The 22,508-nt window shown below is 66.3% G+C and carries 16 protein-coding genes and 1 pseudogene; 9 read left to right on the plus strand and 8 right to left on the minus strand.

All coding sequences use genetic code 11. The features are described from left to right. Positions 1 to 166: 166 nt before the first annotated feature. From tnpB to PKKP23_RS21225, 3 genes and pseudogenes are all read left to right on the plus strand, one after another. Positions 167 to 445: pseudogene (gene tnpB, locus PKKP23_RS21215) on the plus strand (IS66 family insertion sequence element accessory protein TnpB); the annotation flags it as partial. A 54-nt stretch (positions 446 to 499) separates the two neighbouring features. Next, a complete protein-coding gene (gene tnpC, locus PKKP23_RS21220) occupies positions 500 to 2,092 on the plus strand; it encodes an IS66 family transposase (protein WP_126878315.1) in 1,593 nt (530 codons plus the stop codon). A 47-nt stretch (positions 2,093 to 2,139) separates the two neighbouring features. Next, entirely contained in the window at positions 2,140 to 2,421 is a 282-nt protein-coding gene (locus PKKP23_RS21225; RefSeq protein ID WP_126878316.1) for a hypothetical protein, read from the plus strand. A gap of 22 nt (positions 2,422 to 2,443) precedes the next feature. Here the strand turns inward: PKKP23_RS21225 and traD are convergent, their stop codons facing one another. From traD to PKKP23_RS21260, 7 genes are all read right to left on the minus strand, one after another. Then, the gene (gene traD, locus PKKP23_RS21230; protein WP_126878317.1) at positions 2,444 to 2,959 is read right to left on the minus strand and encodes a conjugal transfer protein TraD; all 516 of its coding nucleotides are present in this window, start codon (positions 2,957 to 2,959) and stop codon (positions 2,444 to 2,446) included. A 182-nt stretch (positions 2,960 to 3,141) separates the two neighbouring features. Beyond that, positions 3,142 to 4,515, minus strand: a complete 1,374-nt coding sequence (locus PKKP23_RS21235; protein ID WP_126878318.1) for a tyrosine-type recombinase/integrase — start codon at positions 4,513 to 4,515, stop codon at positions 3,142 to 3,144. 309 nt (positions 4,516 to 4,824) lie between these two features. Beyond that, complete coding sequence (locus tag PKKP23_RS21240) at positions 4,825 to 6,096, minus strand: NAD(P)/FAD-dependent oxidoreductase (RefSeq protein WP_126878319.1); 1,272 nt, start codon at positions 6,094 to 6,096, stop codon at positions 4,825 to 4,827. A gap of 107 nt (positions 6,097 to 6,203) precedes the next feature. Then, positions 6,204 to 7,586: a TolC family protein gene (locus tag PKKP23_RS21245; RefSeq protein ID WP_126878320.1), complete on the minus strand. Its 1,383-nt coding sequence runs from the start codon at positions 7,584 to 7,586 to the stop codon at positions 6,204 to 6,206. Between the two features lie 42 nt (positions 7,587 to 7,628). Continuing rightward, complete coding sequence (locus PKKP23_RS21250) at positions 7,629 to 7,838, minus strand: YgaP family membrane protein (RefSeq protein WP_017776196.1); 210 nt, start codon at positions 7,836 to 7,838, stop codon at positions 7,629 to 7,631. Between the two features lie 10 nt (positions 7,839 to 7,848). Then, positions 7,849 to 11,100, minus strand: coding sequence for an efflux RND transporter permease subunit (locus PKKP23_RS21255; RefSeq protein ID WP_126878421.1), 3,252 nt, complete (start codon positions 11,098 to 11,100; stop codon positions 7,849 to 7,851). Positions 11,101 to 11,122: 22 nt separating this feature from the next. Next, complete coding sequence (locus tag PKKP23_RS21260; RefSeq protein ID WP_017776198.1) at positions 11,123 to 12,142, minus strand: efflux RND transporter periplasmic adaptor subunit; 1,020 nt, start codon at positions 12,140 to 12,142, stop codon at positions 11,123 to 11,125. A 512-nt stretch (positions 12,143 to 12,654) separates the two neighbouring features. Here PKKP23_RS21260 and PKKP23_RS21265 point away from each other — a divergent pair. Next, positions 12,655 to 13,014, plus strand: coding sequence for an ArsR/SmtB family transcription factor (locus PKKP23_RS21265; RefSeq protein ID WP_017776199.1), 360 nt, complete (start codon positions 12,655 to 12,657; stop codon positions 13,012 to 13,014). 153 nt (positions 13,015 to 13,167) lie between these two features. On the opposite strand, the gene PKKP23_RS21270 is transcribed toward PKKP23_RS21265, so the two are convergent. Next, the gene (locus tag PKKP23_RS21270; RefSeq protein ID WP_338120169.1) at positions 13,168 to 13,836 is read right to left on the minus strand and encodes a Spy/CpxP family protein refolding chaperone; all 669 of its coding nucleotides are present in this window, start codon (positions 13,834 to 13,836) and stop codon (positions 13,168 to 13,170) included. 255 nt (positions 13,837 to 14,091) lie between these two features. Between PKKP23_RS21270 and PKKP23_RS21275 the strand changes: the two genes are divergently transcribed. The 5 genes from PKKP23_RS21275 to PKKP23_RS21295 all read left to right on the plus strand — a co-directional run bounded on the left by PKKP23_RS21275 (position 14,092) and on the right by PKKP23_RS21295 (position 22,470). After that, positions 14,092 to 16,740, plus strand: a complete 2,649-nt coding sequence (locus PKKP23_RS21275; protein ID WP_126878322.1) for a PAS domain-containing sensor histidine kinase — start codon at positions 14,092 to 14,094, stop codon at positions 16,738 to 16,740. A 99-nt stretch (positions 16,741 to 16,839) separates the two neighbouring features. Next, complete coding sequence (locus PKKP23_RS21280) at positions 16,840 to 18,111, plus strand: ligase-associated DNA damage response exonuclease (RefSeq protein WP_126878323.1); 1,272 nt, start codon at positions 16,840 to 16,842, stop codon at positions 18,109 to 18,111. Next, entirely contained in the window at positions 18,108 to 19,838 is a 1,731-nt protein-coding gene (locus PKKP23_RS21285) for an ATP-dependent DNA ligase (RefSeq protein ID WP_126878324.1), read from the plus strand. Before PKKP23_RS21280 ends, PKKP23_RS21285 begins: the two co-directional genes overlap by 4 nt. 234 nt (positions 19,839 to 20,072) lie before the next feature. After that, complete coding sequence (gene imuA / locus PKKP23_RS21290) at positions 20,073 to 20,927, plus strand: translesion DNA synthesis-associated protein ImuA (RefSeq protein ID WP_126878325.1); 855 nt, start codon at positions 20,073 to 20,075, stop codon at positions 20,925 to 20,927. Further along, positions 20,818 to 22,470 carry a Y-family DNA polymerase gene (locus tag PKKP23_RS21295; protein ID WP_168724585.1) on the plus strand — a complete coding sequence of 551 codons (1,653 nt, stop codon included), beginning with the start codon at positions 20,818 to 20,820 and terminating at the stop codon, positions 22,468 to 22,470. The genes imuA and PKKP23_RS21295 overlap by 110 nt, the downstream gene beginning before the upstream one ends. Positions 22,471 to 22,508: the final 38 nt, after the last annotated feature.

Raw genomic sequence — 22,508 nt, forward strand, 5'->3', positions numbered from 1 at the left:
CGATGCTTTGATTGAGATGCTGAGACCGGTCAAGCACTAGCCCGTTATGCGCAGCGCCATCATGCCCAATGCTCGACATGTCCGACGGGCTGGTGACCAACTGCGCATAACCGGCAACACCGCATAAGAACGCTTATGTGGTGCACCACATAAGCGCTCCGGCTTCAACTCGCTGGCCGCGAAGGTGCAGACCGTGCTGGAGAAAGATCCATACAGCGGGCACGTGTTTGTGTTCCGGGGCAAGCGGGGTGACCTGCTGAAGTGCCTGTGGTGGTGCGATGGTGGGCTTTGCCTGCTCTCGAAGCGCCTCGAGAAAGGACGCTTCGCGTGGCCACGTGCCGACGGCGGCATCGTTGCGCTCACAACGGCCCAGCTTGCCCTTCTGCTGGAGGGCTTCGACTGGCGCCAGCCAGTCGAGGCAGCGCGCCCGCACAGCGCTTTGTAAACGGCCTTGTCCGTCGTCAACTGTGTGGAGGATTGGCGCCCGTAAACTGTTGCCATGGAACTTCGCGCGACAGCCCTCCCCGACGACATCGACGCCCTGAAAGCGATGGTGCTCGCCCATGCGGCAACGATGCGCGAACGAGATGCAGAAGTAGCGCGGCTCCGGGAGCAGCTCACGTCGCGGGCACTCGAGATCGAGCACCTGAAGCTGACCATCGCAAAGCTGCGCCGCATGCAGTTCGGCAGCAAGTCGGAGAAGCTGGATCGCCAGATCGAACAGCTCGAGCTGCGGCTGGAGGACCTGCAGGCAGACGAAGGCGCCGCCGACACGGTGGCGGCGCCCATCGCGCGACGCCCGCGCCGTGAAGGTGCAGGACGCAAGCCACTGCCAGACCATCTCGAACGTGAGGAGCGAGTCCATTCGCCCGCGCACGAGAGTTGTCCGGATTGCGGTGGGCGGCTCAAGCCACTGGGCGAAGATGTCGCGGAACAGCTCGAGTACGTGCGGGCGCACTTCCGTGTGATCCGCCATCGTCGTCCGAAGCTGGCCTGCGCGTGCTGTGATCGCATCGTTCAGGCAGCCGCACCCAGCCGCCCGGTGGATCGCGGTATCCCGGGGCCGGCACTGCTCTCGCACATCGCGGTATCGAAGTTCGGCTTCCACATTCCGCTGCATCGCCAGGCCGTCATGTACGCGCGGGATGGCGTCGAGATCGACCCCGGCACGATGGGTTACTGGATGGGCAGCGTCACGCAACTGCTCGCGCCGCTGGTCGATGCCGTGCGTTGCCATGCGCTCGCGGGCACCAAGGTCCACGCGGACGACACACCGCTGCCTGTGCTGGCGCCCGGCAACGGTCGCACGAAGACGGGGCGTCTCTGGGTCTACGTGCGTGATGATCGCCCGGGCGGGTGCGCCGAGCCGCCAGCAGTCTGGTTTGCCTACACGCCCGACCGGCGCGGCGAACACCCCCAGCGACATCTCGCGCACTTCACCGGCGTGCTGCAGGCCGACGCGTTTGCGGGCTACGCCGAGCTTTACCGCAGCGGTCGTATCCAGGAGGCGGCCTGCATGGCGCATGCCCGCCGCAAGATCCACGATCTGCATGCTGTTCGTCCCAACGCAGTGACGGAGGAAGCGCTACGCCGGATTGGCATGCTTTACGCCATCGAAGAGCAGATCCGCGGCAAGCCACCCGACGAGCGCCGGCGCGTACGCCAGGCGAAGACTGTGCCACTGCTCGCCGACATGAAGCGGTGGTTCGAGGCAACACTCACGACACTCTCGGCGAAATCGGACACGACCAAAGCGATTCAGTACGCACTGAACCGCTGGCCGGCGCTAGTCTTCTATTGCGACGACGGACGTGCGGAAATCGATAACCTTATCGCCGAGCGGGCGCTGCGTGGCGTCGCCCTGGGTCGCCGCAATTATCTGTTCGCCGGCGCCGACAGCGGCGGTGAACGGGCCGCAGCCATGTACAGCCTGATCGGTACGGCGCGCCTGAATGGCCTCGATCCCGAGGCCTATCTCTCCTACGTGCTGGAGCATATCGCTGATCATCCCGTCACCCGCATCGACGAACTGCTGCCGTGGAACGTGGCACCGTCACTGCCTTCTACCGCTCACGTCGAGCCCATCCGGTAGCATCGCGAACCTCCCTCGTCAACGACTCACGCTACGGTATTGCCTGGGTGCTTACGTTTCGTTTCGGGTTCGACAGGGACATCCTGCACGAGATGGACCGGCTGCATGAAAGCGCGGGCGGCTTCGCATGGCGCGAAACGTTGCAGGACGTGTCGACGTGGGACTCAATACGTGCTCGCCGCGTAGTGGACCGGGCGCTGGGCCTGATCGATGTGGTGAGCGCGGAGGACACGCGGTGCGATGAGGTGGCGCTGTTCGACCCGGAGTTCCAGCAGTGGCACTTCGTGCCGGGGCCAGCTGTCGATGTGCCGTCCACCGGAGACCTGTGACTGCCGCAGGGCGGTGGGCGTGTTACCGGGGCGAACGCTGGTGCCGGCTGGCCGCGTTAAGCATGGCGCTGCCGATGCGCTTCCATGTGACGCGGGCTTCGCTGTCTGCGGGCGTTGCCGCGAGTTGCAGCAGCGCACCGAGCAGTTCTGCCCGATCCCATACCGGCTCACCCGTTCGGCTGTCGAGCAGGCCTGCGAGTACGAGCAGTTCCGCTGGACGGGAGAGTTGGTGCTCGCGATCCACGGGAGGGGCGGCGTTGTTGACGACGTCTTCGGGAGATTTGCGCCGTGCATCTTCCGCAGCCCTTTCGGCACTGGCCAGCGCAGTGAACTCGTGCTCCTCCTCGATGGTACGGTTCACCTTGTCGGCGAGGACCATGAAACGCTTCTGCTGGTCGCTCAGGTTCTTGCGGCCGCGCAGGCCTGCGATGTGATCGGAGAGCCAGAAGTCGGCACGGGCAGCGGGACGTAGAGCAGGAACGGAATCGTCGGCTTTACCGCGTGACTCGTTGCCAGAGGACTGTGGGGAAGATGCCATACGCTTGCTCGGGGCTGGCGGTGAGATGACGGTCGCTATTATTGCGCAGCGAATTTTATCGTGGGGCGGACGACATCACGGTCCGCAAAGGCGTCCCCACGTCGCTAGTTCTATCTCGATCGTGCTCGGTCGCACCACGCACGATGCGACCGGGTATCGGAAATGAGGCCACGCTTGTGGCCTCATGAGTCAGCCTCGAGCAGCGTAAACTCGATCTTCGCTTGCTCCAGCATCCATGCTTCGATTCTATCGTGCCATTCCCTTAGTTCGTCGAGTGTGCGGTGCGTATAGTGCTTTTCCTGAACCGCAGATGGCTTATGGCCTTGAATCTGTGCTACGACGCCGGCGGGAGCGTCCAGCCACTTGGCCGTAGCCAGGCTGGCGAATGAGCGACGAAGACCATGAATGGTCACGTGCGGCAATCCTGCGGCCTCGAGTGCGCGCTTATGCGCGCTACGTGGCTCGGAAATATGCCCGGACTCTGATGTCAAGCTCGCGAATACCCAAGGAGACGGTTCCCACGCCCGGCTTTTCGCGGCTAAAGATTTAGATCGTCGCGTCGACGGTGGTGTTTCGTTGAGCCGCTTTAATTCGCGTAGAAGGCTTCCGAAATAGGGGGCCAGCGGAATAGTTCTGCCTTCTGCTTCAACCTTGTCTTTTAGGTGTAGGCTGCCCCAACGAAAATCTACATCCGACCAGCGCAACATTTCGAGCTCGCCCCGGCGAGGACCGTTCAGCACTAGACCCTGCAAGTAGACCGACTGGATAAACGGCAGCTGACGAACCGCTGCAAACCACGGAGCAAGATGACTGCGTTCAAGACGATCCCTGCGCTCGCCGACGCGTGGCACCGCATCTGTCACGACCTTGGCTGCATACACGTCAGAGGAAACGATGCCGTGGTACGCATCCTGACTGTCGCACCATCGGATGAACGCCCGAAGCATCCTGTATCCGTAGGCAGCGGCAGTAGGGCGGATTTTCGCTTCGATTTCCATCAGATCGGCAACGCGTGCGCGCGTCAGTTGCTCAAGTCGGAGCGGCATTAGCGATGCAAGGACGCCTGCCCGGGTCGTGCCCTTGCCACGCTTCTTTAAATCGCCGCCCGGCGAGGCATACGCCTCATGCTCGTCGATGTAGCGATTAGAGCGTGGCTTCTTCGATTTGGCGGCGATCTTGGTGCGAAGGTAGCGGATGTACTCCTTCCATGCCTCCGAAACCAACACTTCTTTGCGGCGAATTTCCGCTTTCCGCGCTTCACGAGCGGCGTGTTGCTCCGCAGCGTGCTCACGAGGATCGATGCCGCTATCCAGCATCGTTTGCAGGCGGCGAGCCTCTTCTTGAGCCCGGTCTATTGCCCAACTGCGAGGATCGCCGATAGTGATCCGGATGGTTTCCTTGTGAAGCTTGCCTTGGAACACGTAGGCCTTGGCACCTGCTTGGGTCGCTCGTAGGCCCAGTCCAGGCGATTTGCTGTCCCATAAAAACGATTGTGCTTTGCCCTGCTGACACTTGAACTCGTTCACGCGAGCCGCCGTGAAGTTGACCTTTGCCATTGAACGATCTCCGTCTACGTTGCAGGGTTTCATGTAACCACGGTGTAACCCGATTATGCGGAAATCGATCTTCCTCAGTCAACAATCGCTTGAACAAGTTTTGGCTTAAACGTTTGATAATAAAGAGAAAAATAAATGGGAAGTATTTTGATCAATGTGGATCAACTATAGAAACCTCTGATTTGGGATCAGAGGGTCGTAGGTTCGAATCCTATCGCTCCGACCAGCAACACCAAGGGGTTACCCGCCTTCCGGCCGGTAACCCCTTTCTGTTTTGTCCACCTGAATTTCACTGCTCACGAAGAAGCCTTACGCCTTCAGCTTCTTCACTCCCAGCCAATCCAGCACCATGCGTTCATAGGCCGGTTCCGTTCCGCCCGTGCGCATGCGGTGCATGAAGTACTTCTCGAAGCCGATCTTGGCCACGTGCACCCACTTTCCCTCGCTCGACCAGTTGAGGTTGCGCGGCGGAATCTGCGGGAGGGCGACGAAGGCGACGCCCCGGTCGCCGAAGTCGGCGAGGCACACGGCATTCCATGTGGCGCGTGTCGACGGTTCGCGTCCGTCGAGCACCGCGCGGATGTTTTCCGCCGTCGCGCTCACCATCGACTCGATCATGAATCCCGTTTTCGGCACGCCGGTGGGCACGGGCGTGGTCTCGATCGGCGCAATGGCCACGCACACGCCCACGGCGTAGACGTTGGCATACGTGGGATTGCGCTGGAACTCGTCGATCACGACAAAGCCGCGCGGATTGGTGAGCTTCTCGATGCCGGCTACGGCGTCCACGCCCTTGAACGCGGGCAGCATCATGGCGTAGCGGAACGGCAGTTCATGGCTGCGCCGCTCGTGACCCAGGTCGTCGTACTCGGTGACGAACATTTTGTCCGCTTCCACGCGCGTGGTCTTTGCGTTGCAGATCCACTTGATGTCGTGCTCGCGCATGGCCGACTCCAGCATGCCCTTGGAGTCCCCGACGCCGCCCAGGCCGAGGTGCCCGACGTACGGCTCGGCCGTGACGAACGTCATCGGCACGCGGTCGCGGATTTTGCGTCGGCGCAGGTCGGCGTCCATGATCATCGCGTACTCGTACGCCGGGCCGTAACACGACGCGCCCTGGACCGCGCCCACCACGATCGGCCCCGGGTTGGCGACGAACGCGTCCCACTGGCTCGCGGCCTGTTCGGCGTGATCGACATGGCAGATGGACGCCGTATGCCCTTGCGGCCCCAGGCCTTCCACCTCTTCGAACGCCAGTTTCGGACCCGTCGCAATGACGAGGTAGTCGTAAGAGAGCAGCCTGCCGTCCGTCAGTTCGATTTCGTTGCGTTCGGGGTGCACGCGCTTCGCGCCCGAAGCGTCGAAGCCGATGCCTTTGCGATCGAGCACGGGGCGCAGTTCGACGTCGACATCCTCGCGCTTGCGCCATCGCACGGCCACCCACGGATTCGACGGCACGAAATGGAAATGCGTGTCGTCCGAGACGACGGTCACGCGATCGTCGTGACGTGCCGCCTTGCGCATTGCGTAGGCCATCGACAGGCCGCCGAGGCCCGCCCCCAGAATCACGATATGAGCCATGGTGTCTCCTCCTTGGGTGCGCCACGTGGCGCAGGGAATCTCTTTCTGTCGCCCGCCTTCTTCTCCATGGAGCGGTACGGTCAGCGCGATCCGCGCGATGGCTGCGATCAGTGCAGCATCGCGTTGATTTGTGCGAGCTGCTCCTCGTCGAGTTCACCGGCTGCCGCAGCAAGCCGCAGCCGGTTCAGCGCAATCTGATAGCGCGCCGCCGCGAGGTCGCGCCGTGTCGCGAACAACGCCTGCGCCGCGTTGAGGACATCGATCGACGGGCGATCACCTGCCTCGAAGCCCGTGCGGTTCGCGTCCAGCTGCAATTCGGCCGAGTGCAGCGCCTGCGTGAGCGCCGTGACCTGGACCTTCGAACTCTGCAAGCCGAGGAACGCCTGCCGCACCTCGCGCGCAACGGCGACGCGCGCGGCGTCTTCATCCAGCCCCGCGCGGTTGAGGAGCGCTGCGCTTTCTTCTGCCTTCGCGCTGCGCAGGCCGCCCGTGTAGAGCGGAATGGTGACCATGATGCCGACCACGGCGCTGTTGCTGCGCATCGAGCTGTTGCCGCCGTAGCCCGCACCGTTCATGCGATCGCCGATGTACGAGGCGAACGCGTCGACCGTCGTGCCGGCGCCGGGCCGGTAGCGCGACGTCTCCGCCTGCGCGTTGTCCACGCCAAGCCGGCGCAGTTCGATCAGCGGATTGCCGGTCATGGCGCGCGACTGCCAGTCGGCGAAGTCGCCCGCCTGGACGGACTCCAGCGCAGACTTCACGGCCGCCGTGTTGCCGGGGCGGCGCAGCGCCGTGTCGGGATTGCCGGTGAGGTCGCGCAGTTCGGCGCGCTTGAGGTCGAGCGCCGTTTGCGCGGCCAGCATCTGTGCCTCGGCGAGATCGGCGCGCGCCTTGGCGTCGTTGACGTCGGTGATCGCGGCGTCGCCCGCTTCGAAGCGGCCCTGGGCGATGCGGCTCGCCTCGAGCGCCGCTTCGCGCGTGGACTTCAGCGCGGCGACATCGTCTTCGGCGGCGAGCACGGCGAAGTACGCCTGGGCAACCTGGAGCAGCAGCGTTTGCCGCGCGAGCCGCAGCGAGGCGTCGCCCGCGTCCGCTGCATTGTTCATCTGTCGGGCGTCGGCGTTCTTTGCTGCGCTGTAGAGGTTCTCTTTGATGGTCACGGCCCAGCCCGCACCCGTGGCGCCTGCTGCACGCGTATCGAACGCGATGCCGTTGCTCGACCCGAAGCCGCCGCCGGCGAAGTGCGCGCCGGTCGTTTCCTGATCGACGGTTCCGTAGCGTACGTTGCCGGTCGCAAAGACCTGGGGCAGGAAGCCCGCGCGGCCCTGCTTGCGCCGCGTTGCGTCGGCCTGGTTCTGGGCCACGGCGGCGGCATAAACCGGATCGTGCGCGAGCGCATCGTGGGCAGCGGCGAGCAGGTCGGTCTCGGCATGTGCCACTGAACTGACCGCCGCGAGCGCGAGCGCCCATGCAGACAGGCTGAATCTCATGGCAACCACCGTTCGGTACGCGACATCATCGGCCCCCGCGCTTCATGCACCGCCGCGCACGCCGAGCTTGCGCAGGAAGATTTCCATCGGACACCACTGCGTCAAGCCGCTTTGCAGCAGGTTGGCGCCCACGAACACCGTGACCCAGAGCCACCAACTGCTCATGAAAAGCGGACTGGCCGGCGCACCGAGCGCCAGCGTGACGAGGATGACGATGCCCGCGAAGACGCGCGTGATTTGCCAGGAGGTCATGATGGGCTCCTTAGGAGTGGGAAGGAGAGGACGGAGAGGACGACACGGCCGCGAAACGCCGCCGGTACGCCGTGTAGTAGAGCAGCGGGATTACGACGAGCGTGAGCAGCGTCGAGACCAGCACGCCGAAGATGAGCGAGACGGCGAGGCCGTTGAAGATCGGGTCGTCGAGGATGAAGAGCGCGCCGATCATCGCCGCCACCGCCGTAAGCAGAATGGGCTGCGCGCGCGTGGCGGCCGACTGCACGACCGCGTCGCGGAACGGCACGCCGGCCGCCACCTGCAGATTGATGAAGTCCACCAGCAGGATCGAATTGCGCACGATGATGCCGGCGAGCGCGATCATGCCGATCATCGACGTCGCCGTGAACTGCGCGCCGAGCAGCGCGTGCCCCGGCATCACGCCGATGATCGTGAGCGGGATGGGCGCCATGATGATGAGCGGCGTGAGGTACGAGCCGAACTCCGCGACCACGAGCAGATAGATGAGCACGAGGCCCACCGCGTAGGCAATGCCCATGTCGCGGAACGTTTCGTAGGTGACCTGCCATTCGCCGTCCCACTTGATGGAGAAGCCGCGATACGGGTCGTCGGGCTGGCTCACGAACCATTCCCCAAGCGTGCCGCCGCCCGGCACGGGCAGCTTCGCAAGACGGCCGCGCATCTCGAACATGCCGTAGAGCGGACTGTCCACCTTGCCGGCCATGTCGCCCACCACATAGGTAACGGGCAGCAGATCCTTGTGATAGATGGGCTGCTCGATGTGGGTGTCGCGCTGCCGCACCAGTTCAGAGAGCGGTACGAGCTGACCCTCGCTGCCACGCACGGTCAACGCGAGCAGGGCCGAGGCGTCGCCGCCCAGTGTGGCCGGCAACACGAGACGGACCGGCGCGGGGTACTTGCTGCCGTCGCGAACATAGGTGACGTCGTCCCCGGTGAGACCTGTGCGCAGCGTCTGCGCGACGTCCTGCTGCGATACGCCGACGAGGCCCGCCTTGCGCCGGTCGAGTTCGAAGTCGCGCTGGGCCGCGGCCACCACCGTGCTGTCGTCGATATCGACCACGCCCGGCGTCGCGGCGAACACGCCACGCACCGCGTGCGCGACGGCATTGCGCTGCGGCGCGCCTGCGCCGTACACCTCGGCCACGATGGGCGCAAGCACCGGCGGCCCGGGCGGCACTTCCACCACTTTCACGCGCGCACCGTTGCGCTGTGCGATGCGCTCCAGCGCGGGTCGCACCGACGTCGCGATGGCATGGCTTTGCCGGTGGCGCTTCGACTGCTCGACGAGATTGACCTGAATGTCGCCCACGTTGCCGCCCGCGCGCAGGTAGTACTGACGCACGAGTCCGTTGAAGTTGATGGGTGCACTGAGCCCGGCGTAAGCCTGCCAGGTCGCCGTCTCCGGCACCGTGGCGAGGTAGGCGCCCATCTCGTTCAACACGCCGGCGGTCCGTTCGAGCGGCGTGCCCTCGGGCATGTCGACCACCACCTGGAACTCCGATTTGTTGTCGAAGGGCAGCATCTTCAGCACGACGAGCTGAAGCACGGGCAGCACGAGCGACAGCGCAATGGCGCCCGCCACGCCGAGCCACAGCAGCTTGCGGTTGCGCGAGCCGCGCGTTTCGTCGAGAAACGGCGCGAACACGCGGGCAAAGAACGGCTGGAGCTTCGCGCGCAACTTGCCCTGGGCACCTTCGCCGCTAGTGCTGTCTGTGCCGTGATGGCTATGCGCAAGCCACATGCGCGAGAGCCACGGCGTGACGATGAATGCGACGGACAGCGAGATGGCCATGCCCATGCTCGCGTTGATCGGAATGGGGCTCATGTACGGCCCCATCAGGCCCGTGACGAACGCCATGGGAAGCAGCGCTGCAATCACCGTGAGCGTGGCGAGAATGGTGGGGCCGCCCACCTCGTCCACGGCGCGCGGAATCACGGACGCGAGCGGCGCATGAGGCTCCAGTTGCCGGTGGCGATGAATGTTCTCGACGACCACGATCGCGTCGTCCACGAGAATGCCGATGGAGAGAATCAACGCGAACAGCGACACGCGATTCAGCGTGAAGCCCCAGGCCCATGATGCGAAGAGCGTCGCGGTGAGCGTGAGGATCACGGCCACGCCGACCACCGACGCCTCGCGCCAGCCGAGCGCGAAGAGCACGAGCACCACGACCGAGGTGGTGGCGAACGCGAGCTTCTCGATCAGCTTCATTGCCTTCGCGTTGGCCGTGACGCCGTAGTCGCGTGCCACTTCGACTTTCACGTCGGCGGGAATCACGGTGTTGCGCAGCGTGTCGACGCGCTGTAGCACGTTCTTCGCGACCGTGACGGCGTTTTCACCGGCCTTCTTGGTGACCGTGACGGAGACGGCCGGATACTGCGCGGGATGCGCGCCGGCAATGCCTTCCCACACATAGTGTGTCGGGGCGGGCGGACCTTCCACCACGGCCGCCACGTCGGAGACGAAGACGGGATGACCGCTGTGGACCGCGACGATGACGTCGCCCACGTCGCGCGCGTTGTCCAGCACCGGGCCGCTCTCGATGTGGATGCTGCTGTTCTCGCGCACGAGGTCACCCACCGTGGCGCTCGCGTTGGCGGTAACGAGCACGCGCCGCAGGTCGTCTACCGTGACGCCCGCCGCGCGCATGCGGCCGGGATCGAGCAGTACGTTGACGGCACGTTGCGGGCCGCCAAGGGTGGTCACTTCGCGCGTGCCAGGCACACGCTTCAGTTCCGCCTCGATGGAATGGCCCACGCGCTCCAGGTCGTATGCGTTGCCGCCCGGGCGCATGGAGTACAGCGTGAGCACGACGATGGGCACATCGTCGATGCCTTTGGGTTTGATGAGCGGCGGCAGCACGCCGAGGTTTTTCGGCAGCCAGTCCTGGTTGGAGAACACGGTGTCGTAGAGCCGCACGAGCGCTTCCGTGCGCGGCACGCCCACCTTGAACTGCACCGTCAGCACGGCAAGCCCCGGGCGCGACACGGACATGACGTGCTCGATGCCGCTGATCTGCGCGAGCACCTGTTCGGCCGGCCCCGCCACCATGCGCTCCACGTCGCGCGCGCTGGCGCCGGGGAAGGGCACGAGCACGTTCGCCATCGTGACGTTGATCTGCGGCTCTTCTTCGCGCGGCGTCATCACCATCGCGAAGAGACCGAGCAGCAGGGCGACGAGCGCAATGAGCGGCGTGATGCGGTTCTCGAGAAAGAATGCAGCGACGCGGCCGGAAATGCCGAGCTTCGGCGTGTCCATCGTCATGACGTGGCCTCGCCCTTCAATGCTTTGCGGCCGCGAGCGGATCGAGCGCGATGCGCTCGCCGGCCGACAGTCCCGCGAGAATTTCGACCTGGTCGGCGCGCGTTTCGCCGGGGCGCACCTGGCGCAGCGACGCGCTGCCGTCGTTCGCGACGACGTAGACCGCCGTGACTTCGGTGCGACGCACCACGGCGGCAAGCGGGACCATCAGGCGCGGGCGCGGTGAGCCGACGAGGAAATGGGCGCGCGCGAACATGCCGGGGCGGGCCGCATCGCCGGCCGAGGCCGGCAACGCGAGCCGCACCTTGACCGAGTCGCTCAGCGGGTCGGTGACCGGCAGCACCGTGACCGACGCCGCGGTTTGCCAGTGCTGTGCGCCCGGCACGTCGGGCAATTCGATGCGCACCGGCAGATCCGTGCGCAGTGCCGTGGCGCGCGATTGCGGCACGGTCGCGACGGCGCGCAGCGCAGCGGGATCGAAGAGGGCGACGAGCGGCATGCCTGGCATGGCCATCGAACCCAGCTCCACGTCTACGCTCGCAATGGTGGCGGCGTAGGGCGCCGCGATGTTGTGCAGGCTGGGGCCCACAGCGGCGGCACCGGCGTCGGCCTGTCTTGCCGCCGTCATGGAAGACGCCGACTGGTAACGGGCTTTCGCGCGGTCCAGTGCAGCCTGGCTCACGTATTTGCGGTCGAACAGGAATTGCGTGCGTTCCAGCTCGCGTCGTGCGACATCGAGTTCCGCTTGCGCGGCGGCAGCCTGGGCGCGGACCGCCGCCAGTTGCTGGTCGGCCGCGCGCTGGTCGACGGCGAGCAGCTTTTGGCCTGCGCTCACGTGGTCGCCGGCCTTGACGAAGAGCCCCGTGATACGGCCGGAGACCTGGGCGGCGATGTTGGTCTGGCGCGCCGATTCCACGACCGCGTCTGTGACGATCTCGTCTGCAACCGGCGTGGGTTCGACCACGAGCGTGGCCAGTTTTTCGGCGTGAGCAGCCGGCACGGCGATGCCTAGTGCTGCGGCCAGCGCCCACCTCCGCAACCACGGAGCCGCTCCGTGGCGGGGACGGTCTCCTTGCGTCAGAACGCTGCGCTGCGCGGGCAGGGTGCACGTTGCCTGCGCAGGCCTTCCCATTGGTCTCGACGCTTGTTCTTGATGTTCATTGTTCATGGTGTGGCAACCATCGATGATGCAGATGCTGGTTTGCAGCCGATGCGCACACGGGCGCCATCTGCTGCACGTTCAATCTTCGGCCTGCGTTTCCTGCTGCTTTTGACTCACGTCAACGCCGGGTTCGTGTCAGTGCTTTCCCGATACGCTTGCCGTACGCCCGCGCAGCAAGCTTTCCGGCTGACGGTACAATGCCGGCGCACTGCCGCCTGCAAAGGCGCATCGGGCCGAACCCTTGTCAGGGTGGGCGACGGAGCGGGTTGTTGCAGCGATGAAATCGAAGAAGGGCGCCACCCTGGACTCCATCCGGGCGCCTTTCGATATACATAAAACTAATATATATTTTTGTATATTGTTAGTCAATGATGACCGGACGGGACGTCATGAAAAAGATGCCAGCCTCCATACCGACACAGGCGCTCACCGGACTGCGCAAGTCCGCGGCGCAATGCAGTGCGCTTCTCAAGGCCATGGCGCACGAAGACCGTCTGCTGCTTCTTTGCCAGTTGACGGAGGGCGAGTTCAACGTCGGAGAACTCGAAGAGCGGGTTGGTCTGCATCAGCCCAGTCTCTCGCAGCAACTGGGCGTGCTGCGCGAGGAAGGGCTGATCGCGGCGCGACGCGACGGGAAGTACATGTACTACAGCCTCGCCAACCCGGCAGTCGTCTCCATCATGGAAACGCTTGCGGAGTTGTACTGCGGCCGCGCAGCACGCAAAACGGGCGCGGGCTCACGGAGCTAGCCGCGCCGCAGCCGGGCGTTTCGCGCGCATTCACGGCGCTCGACTGGCTCATTCGGGCGGCCCACCCAGCCGGCTTATTTGCCGGTTTACTCGCCGGCTTACTCGCCTGCGGCCTCATGCCGTTATGCCGTCATGCCGGCTCCGCGGCCATGCTCACCAGCCGAGCTCTTCCTGCTGGTTTTCGAACGTGCGAAGCTTGTCGAGCTGCGCTTTGGTCAGCACCGCCTGCATGCGCTTGTGAGCGTCTGCCGACGAGTCGATCATCTTCTGACGGATGCCGTCGATCGCTTTGTACGCGTCGTCGATCGCAGCGGCGTCGCGTTTGGGCGCGTCGTAAAGGTCCCGCAGCTTCGCCTGCTGATCCATCATGCTGCCCATCAGCGCCCAGTGGGTTTTGCGCGTTTCGTCCTGTATCTGGTGGATCTTTCCGCGCTGTTCGTCGGTGAGGTTCAGGCCGCCCGTCCACGCGTCGGACATCATCATTCCCGGGCCCATGCCGTAACCGTAGCCGCGCATCATGCCGCGGCCCGCGCCGTAGCCCATCATGCCGCCGCCATAGCCCGGCCCGGCCCCGCCCATCATGCCGGGCCCCCATCCGTAGCCGCCTCTGCCGCATGGCGTCTGCGGCGTGCCATCCTGTCGCGAGGGGGATTGGGCAAGCGCGCTCGCTCCCAGGCTTGCCGCGACGACGACGCCGGCAAGACAGAGCGCAACGCGTTTCGGGTACGAAGCAGTAGACATGGCCATCTCCATTTGATCGGTCGGCTGCAAGGGCAAAGAGAACATCTGCACCGAGTCTAGAAAGAGAGGCGGTGCGCCCATTGACTCACGTCAACCGGTGTCCGCGCAGGGGGCGTCGAGGCATGCCGGGTTGACCGAAGGATTGACCAAAAAACGGTGAGCCGGGCCGTAGCGCCCGGTGAGCAAACGTGCCGTTTCCCCCTGCCACGCAGGAGACCCCGCATCGCTGCCGGCTTATCCTTGCGCTATGCTTGGCGAATGAGTTCCAGCGCCCATTCGCCCGCCGCACGGCGCCGGGAAGCTGGAGCAGATCTCACCTGACACGCGCGGGGCTCCATGGAAAACATCGGACATGAGACGCCCGAAGGGCAGGGTGCCGTGTTGCCCGTGGACGCGGCGCGCCTCGCGCAGACGGCCGCCAGTCCGCAGGCCCTGCTGCATCTGTTGAGCGTTGTGCTCAACCTCGTTCGCGAGGCGGCCTATCTGATCGACGAGGACGCGCGTTTTCTCTACGTCAACGACGAAGCCTGCCGCTCGCTCGGATACGACCGCGACGAGGCGCTGACCTTGCGCGTCATGGACATCGATCCCGAGTGGACCGACACGCGCTGGCGCGAGGCCTGGGACGAGTTGCGCGCGAAGGGCTCGCTCCTTGTCGAATCGACCCATCGGCGCAAAGACGGTCTGACCGTGCCCGTCGAGATCACGGCGAGTTATTTCGAGCACGGCGGGCGTGCCTACAACCTCGCGCTCGTGCGCGACATCACGGAACGCAGGCGAGCCGAAGGGCTGGCACTGGCGCAGTTCGAACTCGAGGCGCAGTTCCGGCGGCTTGCCGAAAGCACGCCCGACATCATCTGCCGCTACGACCGGCAATGCCGGCTCGTCTACGCGAACCCGGGCCTCGCCGCGATCATCGGCCGGCCCGTGCAGGACATGCTGGGCGCGACGCCCACCGGGCACACCGACGATCCGCAATTTGCCGCATACGAGGCCGCCATTGCGGCCACGCTTGCAACCGGCGAGTCGCGCACGCTCGAACTCGTGTTCGGCGCACACGGGTGCGATCTGCGCTATCACCACGTTCGCATCACCGCGGAGCGCGGGCCGCACGAGGAGATCACGGGCGTGCTCGCGATCGGCCGCGACATCACCGAACGCCGCAACGCGGAAGAGCGGCTCTATGCGAGCGAGCAGGCGTTTCGCGCGCTCGTCGAGCATTCGCCCGATTACATCGCGCGCTACGACCTCGCGTTCCGGCGCGTCTACGCCAACCCGGCGCTGCTTGCGCTGCTCGCGCCCGCCGAGGTTCGTACGAGGGGCGTGGCGGCCATCGAGACGTCGCCCATCACGGACATTCCCGGCTACGTGGACCGGCTGCGGCACGTCGTCGAAACCGGCGCGGAATGGGTGGACGAAGTGCGGTTTCGCAACCGCCAGGGCGAGCTGCGCTGGGGCCATATGCGGATGGTTCCGGAGTTCGCGCCGGACGGACGCGTGGCTACCGTGCTCGCCATCTGCCGCGACATCGATGGACTCAAGCGCAGCGAGGAGCGCTTTCGCACGCTGGCCGAAAACTTCCCCGATCCGCTCGTCCGTTTCGATAGCGAATGCCGTTATCTCTACGTGAACCCGCGCGTGTCCGCGACGAGCGGCGTTTCGCAGGACGCGTTCGTCGGCAGGCGGATCGGCGAGATGAGCGCGGGCGTCAACGGCGTCCAGACGCGCATGCTGGAAGACGGCATTCGCGAAGTGTTCGCCACCGGCGAGGCCCGCGGGCTCGAAACGCACTGGGCCACGAACGGGGTCGGGCGAATCTACGAAGCGCGCCACATTCCCGAAAAGGACGCCGAGGGCAAGGTGGTGAGCGTGCTCACCGTGGCGCGCGACATCACGCCGCTGAGAACGGCCGAACTCGCCGCGCGCGCGAGCGAGGCCGCGTTTCGCACGCTGGCCGAAAACGCGCCGGAGATGATCGTGCGTTACGACCGCAGCGGCCGGCATGCTTACGTGAACCCGCGGTTCGAAGCGGTGTGCGGCGTCGCCGCCGAGGACGCGCTCGGCAAGACACCCGCTGAACTGCCGGGCACGGCGATGCCCGAACTGCCGGCCATCACGATGACGCTCGAAGAGGTCATGGCAAGCGGCGTCGGCACGCGGTTCGACCTCACGTGGCAGCGCGACGGCAAGCCGGTCGGCTGGCACGTGAGCGCCGTGCCCGAGCGCGATGCGGGCGGCGAGATACGCGGGGCGCTCACCATCTGGACCGACATCACGGAACGGTTGCATGCCGAGCATCAGCTGCGCGATTCGTATGCCTTGCTGCAGGAACTCACGTCGCGGCGCGAAACGGCCCGCGAGGAAGAGCGCAAGCGCATTGCCCGCGAGCTGCACGACGAACTGGGACAACACCTGACCGCGTTGCGCATGGGCGTGTCGGCGCTGCGGCTCGAATTTGCGCCGCACCATCCCGTGCTGGCCGAGCGTTGCCAATACCTGCTCGGACTCGCCGACGACACCATCGGCGTGGTGCGCAACGTCGTGGCTTCACTGCGGCCCGCGGCGCTCGACGCGGGCATTGTCGCGGCGCTCGAATGGCTCGCGGCCGAGCTTGCGCGCGATGGCCGCATCCAGTGCCGTCTGCGCGTGCCCGACGACAGCCTCGTTCTCGACGAGGCGCTGGCCGTCGCGCTCTTTCGCATCGTGCAGGAGGCGCTGACGAACGTCGTGCGGCACGCGTCGGCGGAGCAGGTCACGATCTCGCTTGCCCAGGCGAACGACGACTGGGTGCTCGAAGTGCGCGACGACGGGCGCGGCTTCGATTCCACGACCGTGCGCGAGAAGTCGTTCGGCCTTGTCGGCATGCGCGAGCGCGCGCTGATGCTGGGCGGCGAGATCTCGATTGCGAGCGCGCGGGGTTGCGGCACCTCCGTTGCCGTACGCATTCCGATGAATGGCGCACAGCGCATACGGCGCACGGACTGAACGCGTCGCGCGGGTGAGCTGGGGTGGGCATGGCCGGCGTGCGTCGGCTGGCGCCGTTAAACTGACGAAATCGCTTACGTCCTGCCGCAAGCTTTCGTCTTGAATCCTTCTGCCGACCTGATCGTTGCGCGCCCCGAAGGTTTGTATTGTCCGGCGGGCGATTTTTATATCGATCCGTGGCGTCCCGTGGAGCGGGCCGTGATCACTCACGCGCACGCCGATCACGCGCGGGCGGGGCACGGCCGTTACCTTGCGTCGGCGGCCGGTGCCGGCGTGCTGCTCGCGCGACTGCCCGGCATCAGCCTGCAAGCCGTGGCGTATGGCGAGCGGCTCACCCTCAACGGCGTGACGGTATCGCTGCATCCCGCAGGCCACGTGCTCGGCTCGGCCCAGGTGCGGCTCGAACATCGCGGTCGCGTGTGGGTGGTCTCCGGCGACTACAAGCTCGAAGCGGATCCCACCTGCGATGCTTTCGAGCCGGTGCGGTGCGACACCTTCATCACCGAATCCACTTTCGGCCTGCCCGTGTACCGATGGGAACCCGCGCACAGCGTGTTCGAAGGCATCGACTCGTGGTGGCGCCACAACGCGGCGCAGGCGCGCGCGTCGGTGCTGTTCTGCTATTCGTTCGGCAAGGCGCAGCGCATTCTGGCGGGCGTCGATGCCGCCATCGGCCCGATCTTCTGCCACGGCGCGGTCGAGCCGCTCAACCGCGCGTATCGCGCGGCGGGCGTGGCCTTGCCCGAGACGCGGCTCACGGCCGACATGCCGCCGAAGGCGCGCGACGTGTTCAAGGGCGCGCTCATTGTTGCGCCGCCTTCCGCGCAGGGCAGCGCGTGGCTGCGCCGCTTCGGCAATTACGGCGACGCCTTCGCGTCGGGCTGGATGCGGCTGCGCGGCACGCGTCGCCGGCGCGGCGTGGACCGCGGCTTCGTGCTTTCCGATCACGCGGACTGGCCCGGGCTTCTGAGCGCGATTGCCGCGACGAAGGCTGAACGCGTCATCGTCACGCACGGGCATGTCGAGCCGCTCGTGCGCTGGCTGCGCGAGACAGGGCTCGAAGCCGAAGCGTTCGCCACCGAGTACGGCGGCGACGCGGTGGAAGCGGACGCGGCGGCGCAGTCGCTTGATGCCGCGGCGGCGGGTGGATCGCCCGAATCGCCTGCATCGCCCGCATCGCCCGCATCGCTCGAATCGCTCGAATCGCTCGAATCGCTCGAATCGCTCGAATCGCTCGAATCGCTCGCGCGAAAGCAGTCGGCATCGCGGCACGATGCCAACGCCGGCGACCACGCGGAGGACAGCGAACGCGCGGACGCAGGCGAGAACCCGGGCACCGCTGCAGACGCTTCCGGAGACACCCCGTCATGAGGCGTTTCGCTGCGCTCTACGCGGCGCTGGACGCCACCACGTCCACGCGCGACAAGCTCGACGCGCTCATCGCGTACTTCCGCGCGGTGCCGCCCGAAGACGCGGCGTGGGCCTCGTACTTTCTCGCGGGCGGCAAGCCGCGGCAGTCGGTGCCCACGCGTTTGCTTGTCGAGATCGCGCGCGAGCGCGCAGGCTTGCCCGAGTGGCTCTTCGACGAGTCGTACGAGGCCGTGGGCGATCTCGCGGAAACCATCGCGCACATCCTGCCGCCCGCGGCGCGCACGACGGAACTTGGTCTCGCGCAATGGATCGAGGACCGGTTGCTGCTCCTGCGCGGCGCCGCGCCCGAGACGCTGCGCGAGCGGCTCACTGCGTGGTGGGACGAACTGGACTGGGGCGGCCGTTTTCTGCTCATCAAGCTGATTGGCGGCGGCTTCCGGGTGGGCGTGGCGCGGCAGCTCGTGGTGCGTGCGCTGGCCGATGTAGCGGGCGTCGATCACAAGCTCGTCGCCCAGCGCATGGTCGGCTGGACGGATTCGCGTCAGACGCCGGACGCCGCGCGCTATCTGCGTCTCGTCGCCCCCGCGTGGCAGGAGAGCGCCCGCGACGGCGACGCGCAGACCGGACAGCAGCCGTTGCGCGCGGACCTCGCGACGCAGGTGCATGCGGGCGACGCCGGGCTGCCGTATCCGTTCTTTCTCGCGCATCCGTTGCAGGACGAGCCGGCGTCGCTCGGCGCGCGAAGCGACTGGCTCGTGGAATGGAAGTGGGACGGCATTCGTGCGCAACTCGTCAAGCGCGCGGGATGCGTGTGGCTGTGGTCGCGCGGCGAGGACCTGATCACCGACCGCTTTCCCGAGATCGAAGCGCTTGGCCGCGCGCTGCCGGACGGTTACGTGATCGACGGCGAAATCCTCGCGTGGGCGCCCGGCGCCGCCGTGCCGCTGCCGTTCGCGCAACTGCAGCCGCGCATTACGCGCAAGACGCTCACGAAGAAGGTGCTGGCCGACTATCCGGCCACCTTCGTGGCCTACGACCTGCTCGAAGCGCAAGGCGAAGATCTGCGGACCACGCCGCTCGAAGTGCGTCGCGCGCGGCTTGAAAAACTTGGCTCGCCTGGCATGCCGGGCGAGCCTGCGGCCGAGGTTGCCGCGCCGCCGCTGCGTCTGTCGCCGCTCGTCACGGCGGCCGAGGCACCGGACTGGGCCGCGCTCGCCGCGCTGCGCGAAGAAAGCCGCGCGCGCGGCGTGGAAGGCCTGATGCTGAAGGGGCGCGAGTCGCTGTACGGCGTGGGTCGCACGAAGACGGCGGGCGCGTGGTGGAAATGGAAGATCGATCCCTACGCGGTGGATGCAGTGCTGCTCTACGCGCAGCCCGGACACGGCCGGCGCGCGAGCCTCTACACGGACTTCACCTTCGCCGTGTGGGACGAGGCCGGCGGCGTGCGCACGCTGGTGCCCTTCGCCAAGGCCTATTCGGGGCTCACGGATGCAGAGATGCGCGAGGTGGATGCGATCGTGCGCAAGACGACGGTCGAGAAGTTCGGCCCGGTGCGCAGCCTGCGGCCCACGCTCGTGTTCGAAATCGGCTTCGAGGGCATTCAGGCGAGCGGGCGGCACAAGTCGGGCGTGGCCGTGCGCTTTCCGCGCATGCTGCGCTGGCGTACGGACAAAAGCATTGAAGACGCCGATACGCTCGCCATGCTGAGGGGCTTTATCAAGGGCTAGAACATCGCCTGGTGTGTCCCCTTGCGGGCATCGTTACGTGTCCTTTTTGTGCAGGCGGCGCGTTCGCCATTCCTTATCGAAACCTCTTCCCGTTCCTTCTTTGATACTGTATAAATATACAGGTATCGGCGCGCGTTTCGGTATCCGGTTCGCGCGTTCGGCGACGGTTCCGCCTTGCCCGGCTTGTGTCGGGAGGGCGGCGTATCCCCTTTTGAAAGAGCATCAGCACGAATCATGGCTGCAGCACTCCATGCCACGAGCGCTTTGCCGTCCCGGCTGCGCAGCCAGGTATGGCAAGGGGATCAGCTTGCCGGCGCGACGGCGGGCGTCGTGCCGAGCGGGTATGCCGCTCTCGACGCACTGTTGCCCGGCAAGGGCTGGCCAGCCGGCAGCCTGACCGAACTGCTGGTGGAGCACGGCGGCATCGGCGAAATGCGGCTCGTGGCACCGGCGTTGAAGTCCCTCACGGCGCGCGACGGTAAGCACGTCGTGTTCGTGGCGCCGCCCTGGCAGCCCTATGCGTGTGCGCTAAAGGTGTGGGGCATCGCGCTCGAACGGGTGGTCTGGGTACGCGCTCGCGAAGAGGAAGCCCCCTGGGCCGCTGAGCAGGCATTGAAGCAGGAAGGCATGGGCGCCGTACTGGTGTGGCTCGCGAAAGCGCGTCCGGATGCGGTGCGTCGGCTGCAGGTCGTGGCGCAGGATTCGCGCGCGCTCGCTTTTCTCGTGCGGCCGGCGCACGCGCGCAGCCAGTCTTCGGCGGCGCCGCTGCGCATCGCATGCGAGCCGATGCTGCCGCCCGATGCCGAGACCATCGACCGGCATCGCTGGCTTCAGGAAGCGTTGTTGTCGGTGGACGTTTTCAAGCGGCGCGGGCCGCCTCCCGCCCGGCCGCTTTTCGTCACGTTGCCGTTGCAGGCCGGATTGCTGCCACCGCCGCAGTCCCAGTCCGGCCATCAACGTCAATGGCACGAGAGCAATCATGTTGTGGATCGCAGTTACCTTGCCCCTGTTGCCGCTGGAGGCGGTGAAGCCGCCTCTGGCTCTCCCGCGGCAGCCCGAAAACCCGGACGCTCCGCACAGCCGGCATGAGGCCGGCGCCGCGCACGTCGCAAGCGGTGCGGTGGACGGCGCCGCGAACGTGCGCTGCCATGCGCTCGCCGATCATGTGCGCATCCTGATTCCCGATCTGGATGCGCTCCGTCTCGGCGTGCGCGCGGGCAACACGCGCTCGCATGCGCTCGCGCTCGCGCCGCAGATCGTGATGCTCACGCCCGATCCGGCGCGTGAAAAAGCGGCGCTCGAAGCACTGGCGCTGGCGTTGCTCGCCTTTACGCCGAACGTGGCGTTTGCCGAAGGCAATACGCTGCTGCTGGAGGTGGGTGCGGGGCTGCGTCTTTTCGGCGGCCTGCGCGCGCTGCTCTCGCGGGTCGCCTCGACCGTGGGGATGCTGGGGCACACCGCGCGCTTCGCCTGTGCCCCCACGGCGTGGGGCGCATGGCTGCTGGCCGCGGCGTGTGCCGAGCGAGCGGAGAGGGCGGGGCGGCGCTGGCGTGTGGTCAAGCAGGCTACGCTTGCGCGCACGCTCGATACGCTGCCCGTTTCGCTCTTGCCCTTCGCCGCCGAACATGGCGATGTGTTCGAGCAGATCGGCTGCACGACCCTTGCCGATCTGCGCCGGCTGCCGCGCGAGGGCATCGTGCGCCGCTTCGGCGACGGCGTGCTCACGCTGCTTGCGCAGGCCTTCGGCGAGCATCCCGATCCGCGCGAATACTTTCAGGCGCCGGCCTCGTTTCACGCGCAGCTGGAATTGCAGGCGCGAGTCGATAGCGCCGAAGCCTTGCTGTTCGCGGCGCGCCGGCTCGTCGTGCAACTGGCCGGCTGGCTGGGCGCCCATCACGCGGCTTTGCGCAAGTTCGAACTGCGGCTCGAGCACGAACTCGCCTCGCGCCACGCGCCGCGCACGTCGTCGTTGAAGCTCGGCTGGGCGGTGCCGTCGCGCGATGCCGATCACCTGATCTGGCTGCTGCGCGAAAAGCTCAATCAGACGGAGCTGGCCGCGCCGGTGATCGGGCTGAAACTCGTCGCCGACGAAGTGAGCGAGTACGCGGCGCCCACCGGCACGCTCTTTCCCATGCCCGAGGCGTCGGACGAATCCATGGCGCGGCTGATGGAGCGGCTCGGCGCGCGCCTGGGCGCACAGAACGTGCTGCAGCTTTCGGCTCACGAAGACCACCGCCCCGAGCGCGCGATGCAGACCGCCGCTTATCGCGAGCCCGCAGCGGGGCGCCGCAAGCCGGCGCGTGCGAAGAAGCCCGCTGCCCAGCCGACAGGCGATGCGTACCCGCCGCCGCATCAGGCCGTGCTCGATCTGCCCGAGAGCCCGTTGCCCTCGCAGCCGCGTCCGGTGTGGATGCTCGAACGGCCGCTGCGGCTCGTGGTGCGCGACGAGCGTCCGGTCTACCGGCGTCCGTTGAAAACGCTTACGCGCACCGAACGCATCGAGGCAGGGTGGTGGGATGGCGAAGGCGTGGAGCGCGATTACTACGTGGCCGGCGACGATCAGGGCCGCATGTTCTGGGTGTATCGCGAGCGTCTGAGCGGGCAGTGGTTCCTGCAGGGCCTCTTTGGCTGAGCGCCATGTCGAGAGTCGATACAGCGTCCCGTGACGGG

Origin of the sequence: Paraburkholderia kururiensis JCM 10599 = LMG 19447 (assembly GCF_003986935.1) — a bacterium.
GTDB lineage: Bacteria > Pseudomonadota > Gammaproteobacteria > Burkholderiales > Burkholderiaceae > Paraburkholderia > Paraburkholderia kururiensis.